This is a genomic window from Bradyrhizobium sp. Arg816, assembly GCF_029989365.1.
GTDB lineage: Bacteria > Pseudomonadota > Alphaproteobacteria > Rhizobiales > Xanthobacteraceae > Bradyrhizobium.
In genome coordinates, this window is the sequence record NZ_JAPRAQ010000005.1 from 362,987 (window position 1) to 380,216 (window position 17,230).

At 59.7% G+C, this 17,230-nt stretch carries 13 protein-coding genes and 1 pseudogene; 10 read left to right on the forward strand and 4 right to left on the reverse strand.

Annotation, left to right across the window (positions count from 1 at the left end):
• Positions 1-130 precede the first annotated feature (130 nt).
• Positions 131-1,042, forward strand: a complete 912-nt coding sequence (locus OWC48_RS15685) for an aldo/keto reductase (RefSeq protein WP_282520887.1) — start codon at positions 131-133, stop codon at positions 1,040-1,042.
• A 93-nt stretch (positions 1,043-1,135) separates the two neighbouring features.
• On the opposite strand, the gene OWC48_RS15690 is transcribed toward OWC48_RS15685, so the two are convergent.
• Positions 1,136-2,419: an acyltransferase gene (locus OWC48_RS15690; protein WP_282520797.1), complete on the reverse strand. Its 1,284-nt coding sequence runs from the start codon at positions 2,417-2,419 to the stop codon at positions 1,136-1,138.
• A gap of 97 nt (positions 2,420-2,516) precedes the next feature.
• On the opposite strand from OWC48_RS15690, the gene rfbF reads away from it, so the two are divergent.
• The 5 genes and pseudogenes from rfbF (at position 2,517) to OWC48_RS15710 (ending at position 6,965) form a co-directional block, all read left to right on the forward strand.
• The gene (gene rfbF / locus OWC48_RS15695; protein ID WP_282520798.1) at positions 2,517-3,359 is read left to right on the forward strand and encodes a glucose-1-phosphate cytidylyltransferase; all 843 of its coding nucleotides are present in this window, start codon (positions 2,517-2,519) and stop codon (positions 3,357-3,359) included.
• A gap of 13 nt (positions 3,360-3,372) precedes the next feature.
• Positions 3,373-4,431, forward strand: coding sequence for an NAD(P)-dependent oxidoreductase (locus OWC48_RS15700; RefSeq protein WP_282520799.1), 1,059 nt, complete (start codon positions 3,373-3,375; stop codon positions 4,429-4,431).
• 273 nt (positions 4,432-4,704) lie between these two features.
• On the forward strand, positions 4,705-5,475 hold the full coding sequence (locus tag OWC48_RS15705; RefSeq protein WP_282520800.1) for a response regulator transcription factor: 771 nt from the start codon (positions 4,705-4,707) through the stop codon (positions 5,473-5,475).
• 827 nt (positions 5,476-6,302) lie between these two features.
• A pseudogene (locus tag OWC48_RS47150) lies at positions 6,303-6,596 on the forward strand (hypothetical protein); the annotation flags it as partial.
• 96 nt (positions 6,597-6,692) lie between these two features.
• Entirely contained in the window at positions 6,693-6,965 is a 273-nt protein-coding gene (locus OWC48_RS15710) for a Crp/Fnr family transcriptional regulator (protein WP_282520801.1), read from the forward strand.
• A gap of 129 nt (positions 6,966-7,094) precedes the next feature.
• On the opposite strand, the gene OWC48_RS15715 is transcribed toward OWC48_RS15710, so the two are convergent.
• Positions 7,095-8,504, reverse strand: coding sequence for a glutamate-1-semialdehyde 2,1-aminomutase (locus OWC48_RS15715; RefSeq protein WP_282520802.1), 1,410 nt, complete (start codon positions 8,502-8,504; stop codon positions 7,095-7,097).
• 360 nt (positions 8,505-8,864) lie between these two features.
• Here OWC48_RS15715 and OWC48_RS15720 point away from each other — a divergent pair, with 360 nt between their 5' ends.
• The 4 genes from OWC48_RS15720 to OWC48_RS15735 all read left to right on the forward strand — a co-directional run bounded on the left by OWC48_RS15720 (position 8,865) and on the right by OWC48_RS15735 (position 12,452).
• Positions 8,865-9,038, forward strand: coding sequence for a hypothetical protein (locus OWC48_RS15720; protein ID WP_282520803.1), 174 nt, complete (start codon positions 8,865-8,867; stop codon positions 9,036-9,038).
• A gap of 27 nt (positions 9,039-9,065) precedes the next feature.
• Positions 9,066-9,647, forward strand: coding sequence for a dTDP-4-dehydrorhamnose 3,5-epimerase family protein (locus OWC48_RS15725; protein WP_282520804.1), 582 nt, complete (start codon positions 9,066-9,068; stop codon positions 9,645-9,647).
• Between the two features lie 125 nt (positions 9,648-9,772).
• Positions 9,773-11,062 (forward strand): class I SAM-dependent methyltransferase, encoded by a 1,290-nt coding sequence (locus tag OWC48_RS15730; RefSeq protein WP_282520805.1) that lies wholly within the window; start codon positions 9,773-9,775, stop codon positions 11,060-11,062.
• 28 nt (positions 11,063-11,090) lie between these two features.
• Entirely contained in the window at positions 11,091-12,452 is a 1,362-nt protein-coding gene (locus tag OWC48_RS15735; RefSeq protein WP_282520888.1) for a DUF4910 domain-containing protein, read from the forward strand.
• Positions 12,453-12,870: 418 nt separating this feature from the next.
• Here the strand turns inward: OWC48_RS15735 and OWC48_RS15740 are convergent, their stop codons facing one another.
• Together OWC48_RS15740 and OWC48_RS15745 are read right to left on the reverse strand one after the other, a co-directional pair.
• Positions 12,871-14,856: an HlyD family type I secretion periplasmic adaptor subunit gene (locus tag OWC48_RS15740; protein WP_308776765.1), complete on the reverse strand. Its 1,986-nt coding sequence runs from the start codon at positions 14,854-14,856 to the stop codon at positions 12,871-12,873.
• A gap of 114 nt (positions 14,857-14,970) precedes the next feature.
• Positions 14,971-17,112: a type I secretion system permease/ATPase gene (locus OWC48_RS15745; protein WP_282520806.1), complete on the reverse strand. Its 2,142-nt coding sequence runs from the start codon at positions 17,110-17,112 to the stop codon at positions 14,971-14,973.
• Between the last annotated feature and the right edge of the window lie 118 nt (positions 17,113-17,230).

Genomic DNA, 17,230 nt, shown 5'->3' on the forward strand with positions numbered 1-17,230 from the left:
CTGGCTGAAGGCCGTGATGGTTCGCAGTTGGGCAGGTGGGCGCGCTTTCCAATCGGCAGTGATTGCCTCCATGCCATACGCCTTGGCGTCCGATCGTGGCGTGGCTGGGCCGGCTACTACTGCTTTTGGAATGGCGCCGAGGCAAGCAGAGCCGCCGCAGGAGCACCTCGCTGCAGCTGCAGCGCAAGTCCCGATGGTTCTGTTGAACGACGGCCAGGCACTGCCTCAACTCGGCCTCGGGGTCTGGCAGATCGACAACGCGATCGCGCCGGAGGTCGTCACATCCGCGATCAACGCTGGCTATCGTTTGATCGACACGGCTGCGGGTTATGGGAACGAGAGCGGCGTTGGCACGGCCCTCAGACGGGCAAGAAACCAGTTCTACATCACGACAAAGCTTCGCAACGAGAATCAGGGATACGACCGGACGATGCGGGCGTTCGAGGCGAGCGCAGCGAGATTGCAGGTCGACATCGTCGATCTCTATCTGATCCATTGGCCATGCCCACAACAGGGCGCTTATCTCGAGACCTGGCGCGCGCTCGTCGAGCTCCAGAAACAGGGATGCGTCCGGTCGATCGGCGTATCGAACTTCATGGCCGATCATCTGGAGCGTATCATCCACGAGAGTGGCGTCGTACCGGCGGTGAACCAGATTGAGCTGCATCCAGCGTTCCAGCAGCGCGAGCTGCGGAACATCCACGAGCGCTATGGCATCGTGACGCAGGCGTGGAGTCCGCTCGGGCAGGGCGCGGCTCTCGCCGACCCGAGGATATCGGCCATTGCGGAACGGTGCGGCCGTTCGCCTGCGCAGATCGTGCTTCGCTGGCACCTCGAAAATGGCACAATTGCGATACCGAAGTCAGCGAATGTGGCCCGTATGGCCGAGAACATCGACTTGTTCGGGTTCGAGTTGACCAGCGATGATCACGCCGTCATTTCGAGGCTCGACCGGCATGATGGAAGGATCGGCCCCGATCCGGCAGCTTACGGTCGCATTGGCCTGCTTCGCCGACTAAGCCGCCGTATCTCGAGGTCCTGAGGCAGCGGGGCTCCTGGTCCTCATGGTTTCCGGTTGCCCGACGCCGGCTGGATGGGCAGACGGAGCCGGCGGCTTGGAAGGTGCTATGCGGACTCACGCGGGCCGGCGAAACAGCGAGCTCCACGCGGTGAGGAGGATGTACCGCGAGCGATCCGCGAGTACGGAAACGAACGCCAGGATCGGTTTTTTCTCCGCCATAACCCTGGATTCGAGCAGGTGCCAGGATGCAATCGCGAATATCGAAGTCACGGCAAGGCTGAGGCCAAAATTGACGTACCAGATGCGGTGGTTCGGCAGCAGCTCGGCCACCGTTTGTTGGACGGGAAATCCGTAGAGATAGATGCCGTACGAGTAGTCGGCCACTCGGGTGACAGGTCCAATCTTGAAATTGAGCAGTCCGAGATACACCGTGAAATAACTGACGAAGAGTGCGGCGAGATCCTCCCCGGCGCGGCTGGAGGCGAGCACGGAAGCAGCGAAGCCAACCAGGCTGATCAATAGCCGCCAGCGCGAATACACAATCCGAGTTCGATTCAGGAACAGCGCCACTCCGCACAGGAAGGCGAGAACCAGCATCCGGCCCGGCGGCGCGGCGGGCGAGGCGGGCTTCGCCCCCACAATGTCTCGCAACGCCATCGCGATGACGACGAACAGGACTGCGAACAGGAAGAGCCGGTGCCGTTTCGTCAGGCCGATCAGCGCGGCCACGCTGATGACAACATAGCATTCGAGTTCGTGCGGGACGGTCCAAAGCTGGCTGTTCACCATGTTTGGTACGGGCAGGTCGGAAAAGACACCCGGCAGATAGAAGTGAATGTCACCGATCGTATTGAGAAAGTAACGGAAGAAGTCCGTGTCGGTGAAATATTGCGACAAAGTGAGATCCGTGAAGAGCGGGCCGATCAGAACGGCAGAGATCAGGACTTCCGCCGTCAAGGCGGGGAATATCCTGATGACCCGCAAAGTGACGAATGCCGGAAGGCTGTTTCGCTCGAGGCTTCCGGCAACGAGGAATCCGCTGAGAGCAAAAAAGGCGGGAACGATAACCCAGACCACTGGCTTCAATGGGCCGCCGTAGAACCATTGTTCGGCGGGCAAGCCGTAGCAGACCGCGACCGAGTGCCAGAGGATGACGGCGACCGATAGCGAGATACGCAAGAGATCGAAGCCCGCGGGCCTGCCCTTCGCCGCTTCCCACTTGTCGCCGACCGATGTCATCGCGCTTTCCGCTTGGGTGGCGGGCGTCCGCCTCGATCCTCGAATATCGGTGGCGCCGATCGGCAAGTTGATGAACGTCAAATCGTCGCACTGGTGAACGCGTCGCGACAGGGCAGCGCACGGCGTCGATCGATGTCGCCCTCCCGAGTTGACGATCATCAACTTGATCGTGCCCCAGCGACCTACGGTCCAGGCTGCGCCATCCGAAACTGCAGCGATGCATGTTTCGGTGGGGAACCCAGCACAGGAGATCCCTATGAAGGTTGTTATCCTCGCCGGTGGCTACGGCACGCGATTGAGCGAGCATACTTCGGTGGTACCGAAGCCTCTGGTCGAGATCGGCGGTCGTCCGATCCTGTGGCACATCATGAAGCTGTATTCCCATCACGGCCTGAACGACTTCGTGCTCTGCTGCGGCTACAAGGGCACCGTGATCAAGGACTACTTCACGAGCTATTTGTCCCATCAGGGGGACTTCACGATCGATCTCCAGCGCGACCGCATTGAGATGCATCGGAGCGGAACGGAACCCTGGAAAGTGACGCTGGTTGATACCGGAGAGAAGACGATGACCGGCGGGCGGGTCAAACGGGTGCGCGAGCATCTCGGGGACTCCACCTTCTGCATGACGTATGGCGATGGCGTCAGCGACGTCGACATCGGCGGCCTCATCAAATTCCACCATCAGCAGGGCGCACTGGCGACGGTCACCGCGGTTCAGCTGCCAGGCCGATTTGGCGCCATCAATCTCTCGTCTGATCGTCCCCGCGCGGCCGGCTTCCGCGAGAAGGACGCGACCGACGGTCAGGTCATCAACGGCGGCTTTTTCGTTATCGAGCCGCAGGCCCTCGATCTCATCGACGACGACAGCACGAGCTGGGAGAACGAGCCGCTTGCCCGTCTGACCGAGCAGGATCAACTGGCCGTCTACAGGCACCGCGGTTACTGGCAGAACATGGACACCTTGCGCGACAAGGCCATTTTGCAGGGCCTCTGGGATGCCGGGGATCCACCCTGGTGCGTCTGGAATAAGGGCTCCGCCGCGAATGGAAGCGCCAAGGTATCGCAACCCGCAACCGCCGATCAGGCGACTCATTGAGGAGATGAATCAGATGCGAGTTCTCTTCACTGGGGCTGACGGATATATCGGTGCTGTGCTTGGTCCGCGACTGCTTGAGCGCGGTTACGATGCGACAGGCATCGACACTGGCCTCTATCGCCGCGGCTGGCTGTTTGATGACGGCAGGACGCGTCCGATGGTCATGTCGCGCGATACGCGGCAGCTGTCACCGTCCGATCTGGAAGGCTTTGACGCCGTGGTCCACCTCGCGGAGCTTTCCAATGATCCGCTGGGAGAGAACGATCCTGCCATCACGATGGAGATCAATCATCGCGGCTCCGTGGAATTTGCCCGCAAGTGCAAGGCGGCGGGTGTCGAACGGTTCATCTATGCGTCCTCCTGCAGCATCTATGGTGCCGCCGGCGTCGAGACGAAATCCGAGACGTCCTCTTGCGAGCCTCAGACTGCGTATGCGCGATGCAAGGTTCTCGTCGAGCGCGATCTTGTCGAGCTGACCGATTCCCGTTTCACGCCCGTGTTTCTGCGTAACGCTACCGCGTTTGGCGCGTCTCCCCGACAGCGCTTCGATCTCGTCCTGAACAATCTTTCGGGGTGGGCGTTCACAACGGGAAAAATCCGCGTCATGAGCGACGGCACTCCCTGTCGTCCGCTGGTCCACATCGAGGACATCTGCCAGGCCATCCTGTGCGCGTTGGAGGCGCCGCGCGAAGCGGTTTGTGCCGAGGCGTTCAATGTCGGCGATGAAAGTCAGAACTACACGGTGCGGGAGATCGCGGAGATCGTGAACGACACGTTCACAGGTTGCGATCTTTCGTTTGGTCCTAGCGGCCCGGACAATCGCAGCTATCGCGTCTCTTTTGCGAAGATCAAGGCGCATATGCCGAATTTTCGCTGCCAATGGAATGCGCAGCGCGGCGCGCAACAATTGAGGGGGGTGTTCCAGCGCATCCAGCTCGACGAAGCGACCTTCAATGCCGCGCCGTTTACGCGCCTTTCCGAGCTCCGGCACCTGCAGCACACCGAGCAGGTGGATCCTCATCTGCGGTGGACGCCAATTCCCGAAACCGTTCCGACGATTGTGTGTGAATGATCACACAATTTTGACGTGTTCTCCAGGCGACGCCAGCCCTTTGGCGCGTCGACTTCGGAACGCATTGCTATAATGCGTTGACTTTTCCCTAACTCCTCATAATATTTTTGCAATGCGGCAATCGATCATGTCGTCGTTAGAGTGGAGGTAGGGGACACCAAGAGCTAAGCGCCTATTTTCGTGCCTGTTTTGCCATCGTAATTATTCTTCGTTCGAACTGCCATCTATGTGAGAGTCCCGGGTAAGAGTACGGGATTGCTCGGAGTTTGAGCAGTGCCTGTCATTCTGATTGTTGATGAGCACGGTGTTTATCGGAGCGGCCTCCAAGGTGTTATTGAGGCCCGGTTCAAGAAGTCGCGCGTCATAGACGCTTCGCAGCTCGAGAATTTTGAGCTGGAGACAAATGTCGACCTAATCCTGATTGATCTGGATTGTCTTAACCATCACGCGCTTGCGGTCCTATCCGAAGTTGTCGATTTGAGGCCGGCGACCCGTATTGCGGTCATGTCGGCGTCGAGCAGTCGGGCGGATGTACTGAAGTGTCTTTCGGCTGGCTTTCATGGGTTTTTGCCCAAGCTCCAGTCGGACGAGGAATTGCTGTCCGCGATCGGCGACTTGCTCTCCGGACGCATCTACGTTCCGCGATGGTTGGTGGATGATGATGTCAGCCGACCCGAGCCCCAACAGACGGTCAACTTCAATCTGGAATCTCTGCGATTGACTCGCCGGCAGAACGAAATTCTTCCACTGCTAGCCCAGGGAATGTCGAACAAGGAGATTGCACGCGAGCTGAGCATCGCGGAAGGCACCAGCAAGATCCATACGGCGGCGCTCCTGCGTGCGCTTTGTGCCCGCAATCGGACGGAGGCGGCGTTTATCGCCGCGAAATTGGTCGGCCCCAGGGACAAGCTGGCGAGAAAGACGAGAACCAGGCGCTTCTCATTGGATCGGAGCAATGGCTCGGGCCCAGGCTCGGATTTGATTGTTGGCGATCGATGGGCGCGGCCTGCGGAGAGGTTCGTCTTTAGGCGAACAAACGGGTGATCGCTTCATTGGCTCAAGCTGTTTGAGATGGCCTCTCGGCGACCGTGTTCGCCGGCGGTCGTGCCGGTTCGGCTGAATAAGCCCCCATGCGCGAGATCTTGTCCTTCTGAACCGGCTGCCGTGCGGCGGCAGCCGGAGGGATGCCGGTGGGGTCGCGATACGCGACCGCAACCGCAGAGCCGCCGATAATCCACGATATCATGAAGCTCCGCCACGCTGCGGACCAGCAAGGCCGAACCGTTGCAGTCCGGTCAAATACGACGGGCGGCGGCTGTGGGGCCGCGGCGATTGGGTGAAAGCCGTCGAGGGTCGCGTCGTCCCGTCGCGGTGATCATCGTCAACGGCGACGGCCGGTCGGCAGGAGTTCGACATGGCTCACGCGATGCCACCACCGGTACCGGAGGTCAAGGTTCTGACGCCCTTTGGCAGCGCTGTATCAACCTTAAGCTGAGCTTTCCGGCTCAAGCGACTGTCAGGGCCTCTTCGAGGAGCTCGCGGCTTCTCGGACAGGCGAGCAGCTTCGGATGACGTCATGCCAAGGGGCAATAGCCTGTTCGAGAGCGCAACTTTCCTCGAAAATGGCACGGAAGATGAAGCTCTCAGATTGGGCAAATGTGCCAACTGCGTGAGCATCGCTGCTGCCAATCTGCAAGAGTCTTTTGCGCCACTGAGCGCCGGACGGGCAGCGAATAGTTTTATCGCCTGACCGGACTAGTCCAACCGGCTTAGCCGGAACCGGAAAAATCCTAACGCATTAGCCTGAATATCCTTCGGATTTAGTCAGCCTAAACTTCAGCGTATTGGAATACGTGCTGAGGTGTTTTCAAATGCTTACCGAATCCGCGTTTCTTCCGAATGGTGAATCCCTTTCACAAGGTCTCAGATCGAACGTTGCTAATTTTCGGCGCCCGTCCACGTCCTTTGTCCCTCGCTGCCGGGCCCTCTTTTGGGAAGGAGAGGAAGACGCGCAGAAGATCGAGATCGTTGAGGGGGTCGTGCGGGCAGTCCGCCTTCTCGAGAACGGAAATCGCCAGATCCTCGCTTTCTACTGGCCTGGCGATGTAGTCATGCCGACCCACTCAACCCATCAGCAATTTACTGCGGAGGCCGTGACGGATTGTCGCGTTATCCGATCGAGGACCTCCGGAGTGTGCCGAAGCGATGAGCCCTGTGGGGCGCACCAGGTTCTGGCAGATACCCTTACCCTCGTGATGACCATGAGCCAGAAAAACTGTGTGGCACGCATCGCCTGGTTGTTGTTGCGCATTCGGCCGCGCCTGCCTCCAGACCCCAAACGCGCTGGCGCGTTTCGACTTCAGCTCCCCCGGGCCGATATCGCCGATCACGTTGGCACGTCGCTCGAAACGGTCTGCCGTACGCTGGCGGAGTTCAAGGCGAAGGGGGTCATCGACCTTCCCAATCGTAAGACGATCAAATTCACTGATATCGAGGGGCTCGCGAGGATCTCCAACGGGCGCGCCGCCGACTAAACCGATCCATGTGTTTCAAGCTTCTCGCCGCGAATTGCTCCTTGAGCTCGCGGCGAGTTGTTTTTGGATGTCGAACGTGATCGGATCGGCGGGCCTTGCAATACGAGACGCCGCGCCGGCCCCGATGAATCAACCAGGCTTGGCGCGCCTTGAACGGCGAGCTTTCGTTGCAGGCGCCGCGGTCGAAGTCGAAGTGGCTCGTCGACGAAACACCGGCGCGACCGGTCGGCCAATCAGATGGGTTTGCGGCCCGTCTTCCAGCGCCCTCTGATATACCGCGAATGCGCCGTCGATCGCCTCGATGGTCCGGTCGATGTCATCGTCGCTGTGCGAATAGCTTGTGACCAGCGAGGGCGCCAGCACGCCGCGACGAATTGTCTCCTGGAGAAACAACGTGCGGAAGATCTGTGATGGCACTCCGTCGCGATCACAACAGGCATAGACCAAATTCGCAGTTCGGCCGGCGAGCCTGAAATTGCGGGTAAGGCCGCGGCGCTGCGTCGCGGCTTCGATGCCTGCCTTCAAGCGATCTCCCTGGCGGTGAAGCGTTTCGACGACTGGCTCGTCACGATAGGTATTCATGACGGCCAGGGCCGCAGCCAAAGCGTGGGTCTCGGCTCCATGGGTCGTCGAGAGCAGGAAGACGCGATCGCGATCATGATCACGGCCGCCCAGCTCCATGATTTCGCGCCTGCCGACCAGCGCCGAAATCGCGATGCCGTTGCCCATCGCCTTGCCGAAGGTCGATAGGTCGCCCTCAATTCCATGGTGGCGTTGGGCGGAGCACCCTGGCCATCGAAAGCCAGTGATCATTTCGTCCAGGATCAAGAGGGCACCGTTCCGATGACACACCTCTCGCAAGCCGGCTAGATATCCTGGCGTCGGCGGCACGTCCTTTTCGGCCTCCAGGATCAATGCCGCCAGCCGACCCGGGTACCGGGCGAAAAGCGCCTCCGCCGAGGACAAGTCGTTGTATCGGAATCCCTGTGTCAGGTTCGCCACGGCGCTGGGAATGCCGCTGCTCATAGGTGTCGTGCAGATTGCCCAGTCGTCGTAAGAGAAGAAGGGGTGGTCGAAGCAAAGCGCGATCATGTCGCGTCCCGTGTAAGCCCGGGCAAGCCGGATTGCGGCCGTCGTGGCCGTCGATCCGTCCTTCGTGAACTTCGCCATTTCGGCGCCTGGAACGAGTTCGATCAGACGTTCCGCACATTCGACCTCGAGCGACGAAGGCCGCGTGAAGTTTGTGCCTCGCAGCAACTGCTCGACTGCGGCCTGCGCGGCAGCCGGAAAGCCGTGTCCCAGCGACACTGCGCGCAGGCCCATTCCATACTCGATGAACTCGTTGCCATCGACGTCCCAGACATGGCAGCCCGCGCCTCTCGAGATGAAACCGGGCGACACGAGCGGATACTGATCGTCACCCTTCGCGTAAGTATGTGCTCCGCCCGGAATCGCGGCGCGCGCTTGCAACCGCAGCGCTCCAGACTTGGCATACTTCTGCGCGTCTACTTCCGAGAAAAACCGTGACCTGATGTTCATTGTCAAAGCCCCTCACAATGCGTGACTCATGAAAAACCGCAATTGCATGCCGCCCTGGGGAGCATTTGACGAAGCCCGAACTAGGCGAATTTGACGGTTCTCAACTTGGAACCGACTCCGGCCACGATTCCGGAAGGCATTGTCCAGGCCGCAACCCAGTTCAGGCGAGACCAGGAGGTCATCGACCTCCAGACGATGTCCGGCGCGGATGCGGTCGGACTGGCGGGATCCATTATCCTGCTACCCACAGCGTCGTTCGGGCGCTGCTGTCCCATGGCCCGCGTTATTGAGCTTTGTCAGATTGGCGAGCCTTTCCCTGGCTAGCCTGTCGCGAGGTCTCGTCACAGATTGAGCGGCCCAATGTCTGAATTCGATCAACTCAGGACCACAACCTACGCACCGCAGCTCAGGATCGCGAAAGCCTTAAACTGGCCGGCTCTGGGTATCGGGGTTGCGCTGGTCAGCCTCGTTGCGTGGGATCTAGCCTTGGCGTGGCTTGCCTTCAAACTCTGCCGGATCGTCTTTCTCCAGTAGCCAGAATCGAGCCAACGCGTCTGTCGTATGATATTTTCCGAAACAATCCTCGCGGGCGCCTACACCGTGGAAATAGACCGGCATCAAGACAGCCGGGGATACTTCGCTCGGGTATTTTGTGCTGACACGTTTCTTGCGCACAATCTGAAGCCTGCAGTTGCGCAGGCGAGCATCAGCTACAATGCAAAACGCGGCACTCTGCGCGGCCTGCATTTCCAGTACCCCCCCGCAGCGGAGGTCAAGTACGTCCGTTGCACAAAGGGGGCGGTGGCGGACGTGATCGTCGACCTGAGGCCGGAATCGGCAACATATCTACGGCACGTCATCGTTAACCTCTCGGCGGACAATGGCCGCGGGCTCTACATACCGGAGCGCTTCGCGCACGGGTTCATCACGCTAACCGACGATACGGAGCTGATCTATCTCATCGGCAACTATTACACGCCAGGCGCGGAAGGCGGGTTGCCGCACGACGATCCTGCGCTGGCAATTTCCTGGCCGACAGAAGTGCGCGTGCTCTCGGATCGCGACCGGGTCTGGAAGCCCTATGGCAATATCGGGGACGAATTGAAGGCCCGCATGAACTTCGCTGCGGCCAGGGGATCGTAGATCGAGCGCGGACGCGATCCGCAGGCGTCAAAAGCAAACGTGACTTGACGACCGTCAATAGCTCTGTCCCTCCCCGACGCTAGCCTGTCGGCGACAATCACAGATTGCCCTGCAGGAGACCTAGAATGCTGAAAGAAGCGGCGTCACCCATCAATCTCAAAGCACCAATCGGGCACGCGACAGAGTTGAGCTGTTGCCGTTTCTGTAACGCGCCTCTCGAACGCGTGTTCATCGATCTGGGGCTGTCTCCGCTGGCCAATTCCTATCTTCGTGACGAGAAGGCCAAGCAAGACGAACGGTTCTTTCCGTTGCGTGCTTACGTCTGCGGAGAGTGTTTCCTTGTCCAGCTTGAGGAATGGGAGGCGCCGGAGAACATCTTTGGCGACTACGCGTATTTCTCATCCTACAGCGATTCATGGCTGCAGCATGTGAAGTCCTACGTCAGCCGGGTCATCGAACGGTTCGGAATCGGGGCGGGCAGCAAGGTCGTCGAGATCGCAAGCAACGATGGTTATCTGCTGCAGTACTTCGTCGAAGCCGATGTGCCGGTCCTGGGCATCGAGCCGGCCCAGAACGTCGCCGCGGTGGCGCGGACGAAAGGCATTCCCACTCGCGTGGAGTTCTTCGGTGAACGTGCGGCCCGTACCCTGCGACGCGAGGGGTTGCGCGCCGATCTGCTGATCGGAAACAACGTCCTGGCGCACGTGCCGAACCTGAACGATTTCGTCAAGGGAATGAGCCTGCTTCTCGCCGACTCGGGTGTCATCACGATGGAGTTCCCCCATCTGATGCGTCTGTTCGACGAGTGCCAGATCGACACGATCTATCATGAACATTTCTCGTACTTCTCGTTCATCGCCGTCGAGAAGATCCTTGCGGCCCACGGCTTGAGGTTGTTTGACGTCGAAGAGTTGCCGACCCATGGCGGTTCGCTTCGAATCTACGCTCAGCACGCCAACGAGGGGTGGCATCCGATCTCCCATCGGGTGCTGGATCTCAGGCGACGCGAAATCGACGCCGGATATGCCAATCTCGATCACTATGATGCGTTCGAGGAGCGCGCCATGGAGACGAGGAAGAAGCTTCTTTCCTTTCTCGAGGAAGCAAAACGCCAGGGCAAGCGCGTGGTCGGATACGGTGCGCCGGCCAAGGGCAACACTCTCCTTAATTACTGCGGCATCACGGCGGACCTCATCGAGTATACGGTCGATCGAAACCCTCACAAGCAGGGATCGCTGTTGCCGGGATCTCACATCCCGATCTACGAGCCCGAACGCATCAATGTGACGAAGCCGGACTACATCCTCATCCTGCCTTGGAACCTGAAGCGGGAGATCGTCAGCCAACTGTCCTTCGCCCGCAGCTGGGGAGCTCAGTTTGTGGTGCCGATTCCCGAGCCCAGGATCGTCGATTGAGTCAGCAGGATCCCGGAGGACGTTGAGCATGGACGATATAGCAAGACATGCGGACCTCGCGGGCCTCCGGGAGAGTGACGCGGCCGTCGACCTGTCGGCGGACAAGACCGGACGCGCACTCCACGAATTTGTTGCGGAGATGTACCCCATCTCTCGCAGCATCACGGGAGATGGGGTCCGAAGAACGATCGATCTCATCCGAAACCATATCCCGCTGACGACGTGCGAAGTGCCGTCCGGCCTCCAGGTATTCGACTGGACCGTGCCACCCGAGTGGAACGTGCGCGACGCCTACATCAAGAACAGCGCAGGCGAACGGGTAATCGATTTCAGGAAGTCGAACCTGCATCTTCTTGGTTACAGCATACCGGTCAGAGCGCTTATGACGCTCGAACAGCTCAAGCCTCATCTCTACTCGGACCCCGATAAACCGGACTGGATTCCCTATCGGACGAGCTACTACAAGGAGGCCTGGGGCTTCTGTCTGTCGGACAATCAATTGTTGGCGATGCAGGAGGACGAATATGAGGTTTGCATCGATACCAGCCTCGCTCCGGGCCATCTGACCTATGGGGACCTGAGGCTGCTCGGTCGCACCTCGGACGAGGTGCTGATCTCGTGCCATATCTGTCATCCCTCGCTCTGTAATGACAATTTGTCCGGAATCGCGGTCGCGACCGCGCTCGCGCAACACCTGCGGAAGATGGAGCACAAGTACACCTATCGCTTCGTCTTCATCCCCGGTACGATCGGAGCGATTACCTGGCTGGCGCTCAACGAGGGGCATGTCGGTCGCGTGAAGCATGGGTTTGTGCTGACCTGCGCAGGCGATCCGGGGTCGATGACCTACAAGAAGAGCCGCCGCGGCAATGCGGAGATCGATCGGGCCTGGTGCTATGTGCTCAAGCAGAGCGGCGAGGCTCACGAAATTCAGGAGTTCTCGCCCTACGGCTACGACGAGCGGCAATATTGCTCGCCTGGCTTCAACCTGCCAATCGGGACCGTGATGCGAACGCCCTTCGGCAAGTTCGCGGAGTATCACAGCTCGGCCGACAATCTGGATTTTGTTCGCCCCGACGCGCTGTACGATACTCTGACGAAAGCGATTGCAGCTATCGACGTCATCGAAAACGACGCCTGCTTTCGGAACGAAAAGCCGTTCTGCGAACCGAAATTGGGCAATTATGGCCTTTATCGCGGATTGGGCGGGCTCGCAGCTGGAAATTTCCAAATGGGGCTGCTCTGGGTCTTGAACATGTCGGACGGCGACCATTCACTCCTCGACATAGCAGAACGATCTATGCTGCCTTGGGCCGTGGTCAAGGAAGCCGCCGCCGCATTGAGCGGAGCTGGTCTCATCAGGCAAGCCGCGCCGATTTCAGCAGAATAGTATGAGGCGATGATCCAAAGGCTGGCTCTCATTGCCGGGTGGGCGGCGCTTGCGTTCATCACGTTCGGGACACTATCACCGATTCAAGATCGCCCGACGCTGGCTGGCCTCAAGACGGAACACTTTGCAGCCTTCGCTGTCACGGGCTTTGCGTTTGCACTCGGCCTACCGCGTCGCACATCGGGCGTTCTTGCGCTGACGATCCTCAGCGCGCTTGTCCTCGAGAGTGCTCAGTTGCTGACGCCGGATCGGCATGGTCGGCTTCTCGACGCTGCCGTGAAGGTCCTTGGCGGCGTCTGCGGGGTCGGCGCCGGCCGTCTCGCTCTGAGCTGGCGGCAGGTTTCGAACTCAGCACATCGTCATCCGCGAAACGTCAACAGCAGTAGCACGGCCAATGTTCGGGCGAAGTGCTGTCGCTCTAGCGCTCCCGCAAGCTTTCCTGCTTGTACCGCATGATCGGCGACAAGAGATAACTGATGATGCTGCGCGAGCCGGACTTGATCTCGACCGTGGTGGCCATGCCGGGGGAAAGGCTGACGCGCTTGTTCTCGATGTTCATGTAGTTGCGATCGAGTGACACCCGTGCCGCATAGACCAGCTCTTGCCCAGTTGGTTCGCTGCTGGTCGTCCCGGCACCGAACGATTTGGCGTTGCCGTTTTCCGGCGGCTTGTTGCGGGGAATTGCATCCTGGGAGATGCTGATGACCTTGCCTGTGATCAGTCCATACCGGGTAAAATTGAAGGTATCGATCTTGATTGCGGCGTCCTGACCTGCCTCGACGAAGCCGATATCCTGATTGGAGATCATGGCTTCAACTTCGAGATTGCTATCGCGCGGGACGATCATCATGGTGGGTTGCGCGGGTGTCACGACACCCCCAACCGTGTGAACGGCGAGTTGCTGTACGACACCATCGATTGGTGCCGTCAGGGTCTGCAGGCCCGTGTGCCGCTCGGCCTTGATGACATCCTGGCTCAGGCCGGCAGCCTTCTGTTCGGCCTTCGCGAACTCCTCGAACAGATTGCGTTCGTACTCGGCGATGGTCTTGTTGCGGGTCTCCACCAGGACCGCGATGGCTGCGTCCGCTTCGCCAAAGCGGCTTTGCTGAACGAGTATTTCCTGGCGTTGGCCAAGTAGCTCCTGGTATTCGGTCAAATACTGTAGCTTAGATCCGAGTTCCTTCTGGTACAGCTGCTCGCGTATCTCGACGCGCTGCTGGAGTGGGCCGATCGTGGCCTTCAGCTTGTCGATCGACGCTTTCGAGGTGGCTCGTTCGGCTTCCTTTTGCGAGATCTGGCGGTCAATTGCAGCCAGTTTCGAGGCCTGCTCTGCGGTTTGGCTGGCGAGAAAGCGACGATGCATCTCGATCAGGGCAGGCGGGGCGGCTGGCGGTGGGACGAAAGCTGAGGCGGGGTCAGTCTTCGACAGTAATGCCTTCAGGCGAGCAGCGTCGAGCTGCGCACTCATCAGATCGCTCTTGAGGTGGTTCAGCTCTGCAGTCGAAATGGTCGCATCCAGATCGATCAGGCGTTCGCCGGTTCTGACGGATTGGCCGTCTTCAACGTAAATTGCGCGGACGACGGCTGTCTCGAACGGCTGGATGGTCTTGGTTCGATCGCTCGGGATGACCTTGCCGGGAGCGGTTGCAACAATGTCGATGGTTCCAAGGCAGGCCCAGATCAGCGCGACAAGGAAGCCCGCCGTGATGCTGATGACGATCGTACGTCCCACCGGCGAAGGAGGGGTCTCTACGATTTCCAGCGCCGCCGGGAGGAAGGCGAGTGCTTCGTTCGGGTGAGCGCCGCGAGATGGTGTCAGCCCCGCAACCGCCCGACCGAGCTTGCGGGCATGGTCAGCGAAAACGATGACGGCATTCCCGCCGTTCGTCCTCTGGGGCGGCTCCGCCGGCGCAGCCGGCTGCGGCTTGGAAACCGCGGACGCGCGACCAACGAGGGATGAAAACAGTCCAGCCAGTCGTGTCCGCACGACCCCGTAGCGCTCCTTTGACTGCCGAACAAATCCGAGACAGCTTCGCAGCATGCGCGAGAGCAACGCGGTGGCGGCGCGTCGTGGTACGATCACGACCAATCGCCCGTCCCAATTGGTCTCGAGGTCGTATCTCGAGATGATGGACGGCCTCTCGGCGCCCGATGTCATCACGACGGCCTCATGGCCATGGACCTTCCCGAGCAGAAGAAAGCCTCCGCCGCGAAATGGCAGGATGCCGGGCAGGGCCGATCCGGACAATCCATCCCAATCGGTCGTCACACAGCTCGCAGAGAGATTGAGCTCCTTCGCATAGGCGAGCATCTCCGGAACGCCGATCGGCCGGTAACCGAACCGCTGAAGAATGTGATCGAGGCTGCTATCGACGCCGCGCAAGCGGAGGAGCAGGTCGAGCACGAACAGCCCTGGATCGTCGCGCATCTCCGCTCTTGTCTGTTTCATGCGATCTCGTCGACGCTGGCGTGAGCTCGACCGTTTCGTCGGTTGGTGCCGCGGTGAGCGATGGGGAAACTATGGAAGGTCATGGAAACCCGATTGTAGGCGGAAGAGCTTTGAATAGCGCCCCCCGCGCTTGATCAACTCCTGATGCGTGCCGTCCTCGACCAGGCGGCCATCTTCGATCGTGATGATCCGGTCGGCCATTCGTAGCGCCGATAGCCGATGCGCAATGATCAGCACAGTACGGTCCTGCACGATTTTCGCCATGTTCTGTTGGACGACGTGCTCACTCTCGTAGTCGAGTGCGCTGGTCGCCTCGTCGAAGATCAGGATTCGGGGGTCGGTGACCAGCGCGCGTGCTATCGCAATGCGCTGACGCTGTCCACCGGATAGACTGCTCCCGCGCTCCCCAACGATGGTGTCGTACCCGTTCGGTAGCTGCAGGATGAAATGATGCGCGCCGGCCATCGTGGCTGCCTGGACCACGCGGTCCGTCGATGTCGCAGGATCGGCGAAGGCGATATTGTCCCTGATCGAACAATTGAAGAGCACGCTATCCTGGAGAACCACGCCGATCTGTCGTCGCAGCCAGGCAGGGTCAACCTGCGTCACGTCAATCCCGTCGACCAGAACGCGGCCGCGCTCCGGGATATACAAGCGCTGAACCAATTTTGCCAAAGTGCTCTTTCCTGATCCCGAGGAGCCCACGATTCCAATGACCTGCTTTGCCGGAACGCGTAGTTGGACGTCTCGAAGGATCTCGGGTCCATCGATGCGGTAGCGAAAAGTCACCTGCTCGAATGCGATGTCGCCTCGGATCGTGGCCATCGACATCTTGCCGGGACTGTAAACGGGCTCGGGTTCCGTATTCAGGATGTCGCCGAGACGCGCGATCGATAGCCTGGCCTGATGAAAATCCTGCCAGGTTTGGGCCAACCGGAGCACTGGGGCGCTGACGCGACCGGAGATCAGATTGAAGGCAACCAGCTCGCCAACGGTAAGGTACCCTGTCATGACGAACCGTGCGCCGAAATAGAGGATGGCCACGCTGACCAGCTTGTTGATGAACTGGACTGATTGGCTCGATACGTTCGCGAGGCTGATGACGCGGAAGCTTGCCGCGACATACCCGGCAAGCTGCTGCTCCCAGCGACGTTGCATCTGAGGTTCCACAGCCATCGCTTTGAGCGTTTCCATGGCCGTCACCGTTTCCACGAGAAACGCCTGGTTCTCTGCGCCCCGCTGAAATTTGTCGTCGAGACGTTGTTGAAAGAGAGGCGTTGCTCCGGCGGAAATCGCGACGTAGATCGGAAGCGAGGCGAGAACGATCCAGGAGAGGGTTGGCGAGTAGAAGAACAGCACGGCAATAAAGACGACCGAAAAAAACAGGTCGATGACCAGGGTCAGGGCCGAGCTCGTCAGGAAGTTGCGAATATTTTCGAGCTCTCGGACCCTTGCGACAGAATCACCCACCCGTCGCGCCTGGAAGTAGCCGATCGGCAGCGCCAAGAGGTGACGGAACAGCCGGGCGCCGAGCTCGACATCGATCCGGTTGGTGGTGTGAGAAAACAGATACGTCCGTAGAACTCCGAGGATCACTTCGAACAACGCCGTTGCCAGGAGGCCGAACGCAAGCACGTCCAAGGTGCTCATGCTGCGGTGCACGAGCACCTTGTCGATGACGACCTGGAAGAAGAGGGGCGATATCAGGCCGAACAGCTGAAGGCAGAACGATGCTGCAAGGACCTCGAGAAGCAATCGCTGGTATTTTCGAATGGCACCAAGAAACCACGTGATGTCGAAGCGCCGTGCAAGATCGGAAAGTGAGGCGCGGCGCGTCATCAGGATGACCGCACCGTCCCAGACGGCCTCAAGTTCCATCCGCGACAACATCACCGGTTGCGGTTGACCAGGCTCGAGCGCGATGACTCGCTCCTCGGTAGCCTTTCCGAATATGAGAAATCTGTCTTCCCGAAGGATCGCAAGAACCGGCATCGGTAGACCGGAAAGCCTAGACCAATTGGTCCTGACGATTCGGGCCTTCAACCCAAGCTGCTTGGCGCAGCGGAGGATCTCGGCGGCCCTGATGATGGTCCCGAACTGGTGACGGATGCGCTCAGGATCTATCGCGAGCCCGTTGAAGCGGAGCATCATGACCAATGCAATCAACCCTTGATCGGGGGCTGCGCCGATTGGCTCAAGTTGCTCGGGCATGCTCTCTCCGCGCGGCATCAAGCAGTTATGACCCGGCAACCCCGTGCAGTTTCTCGCCGATTATGAGGCTATTTCGCGTTGGCGCCCGAGCGGGCCGTAGGAGCCCCCGTACCCGTCG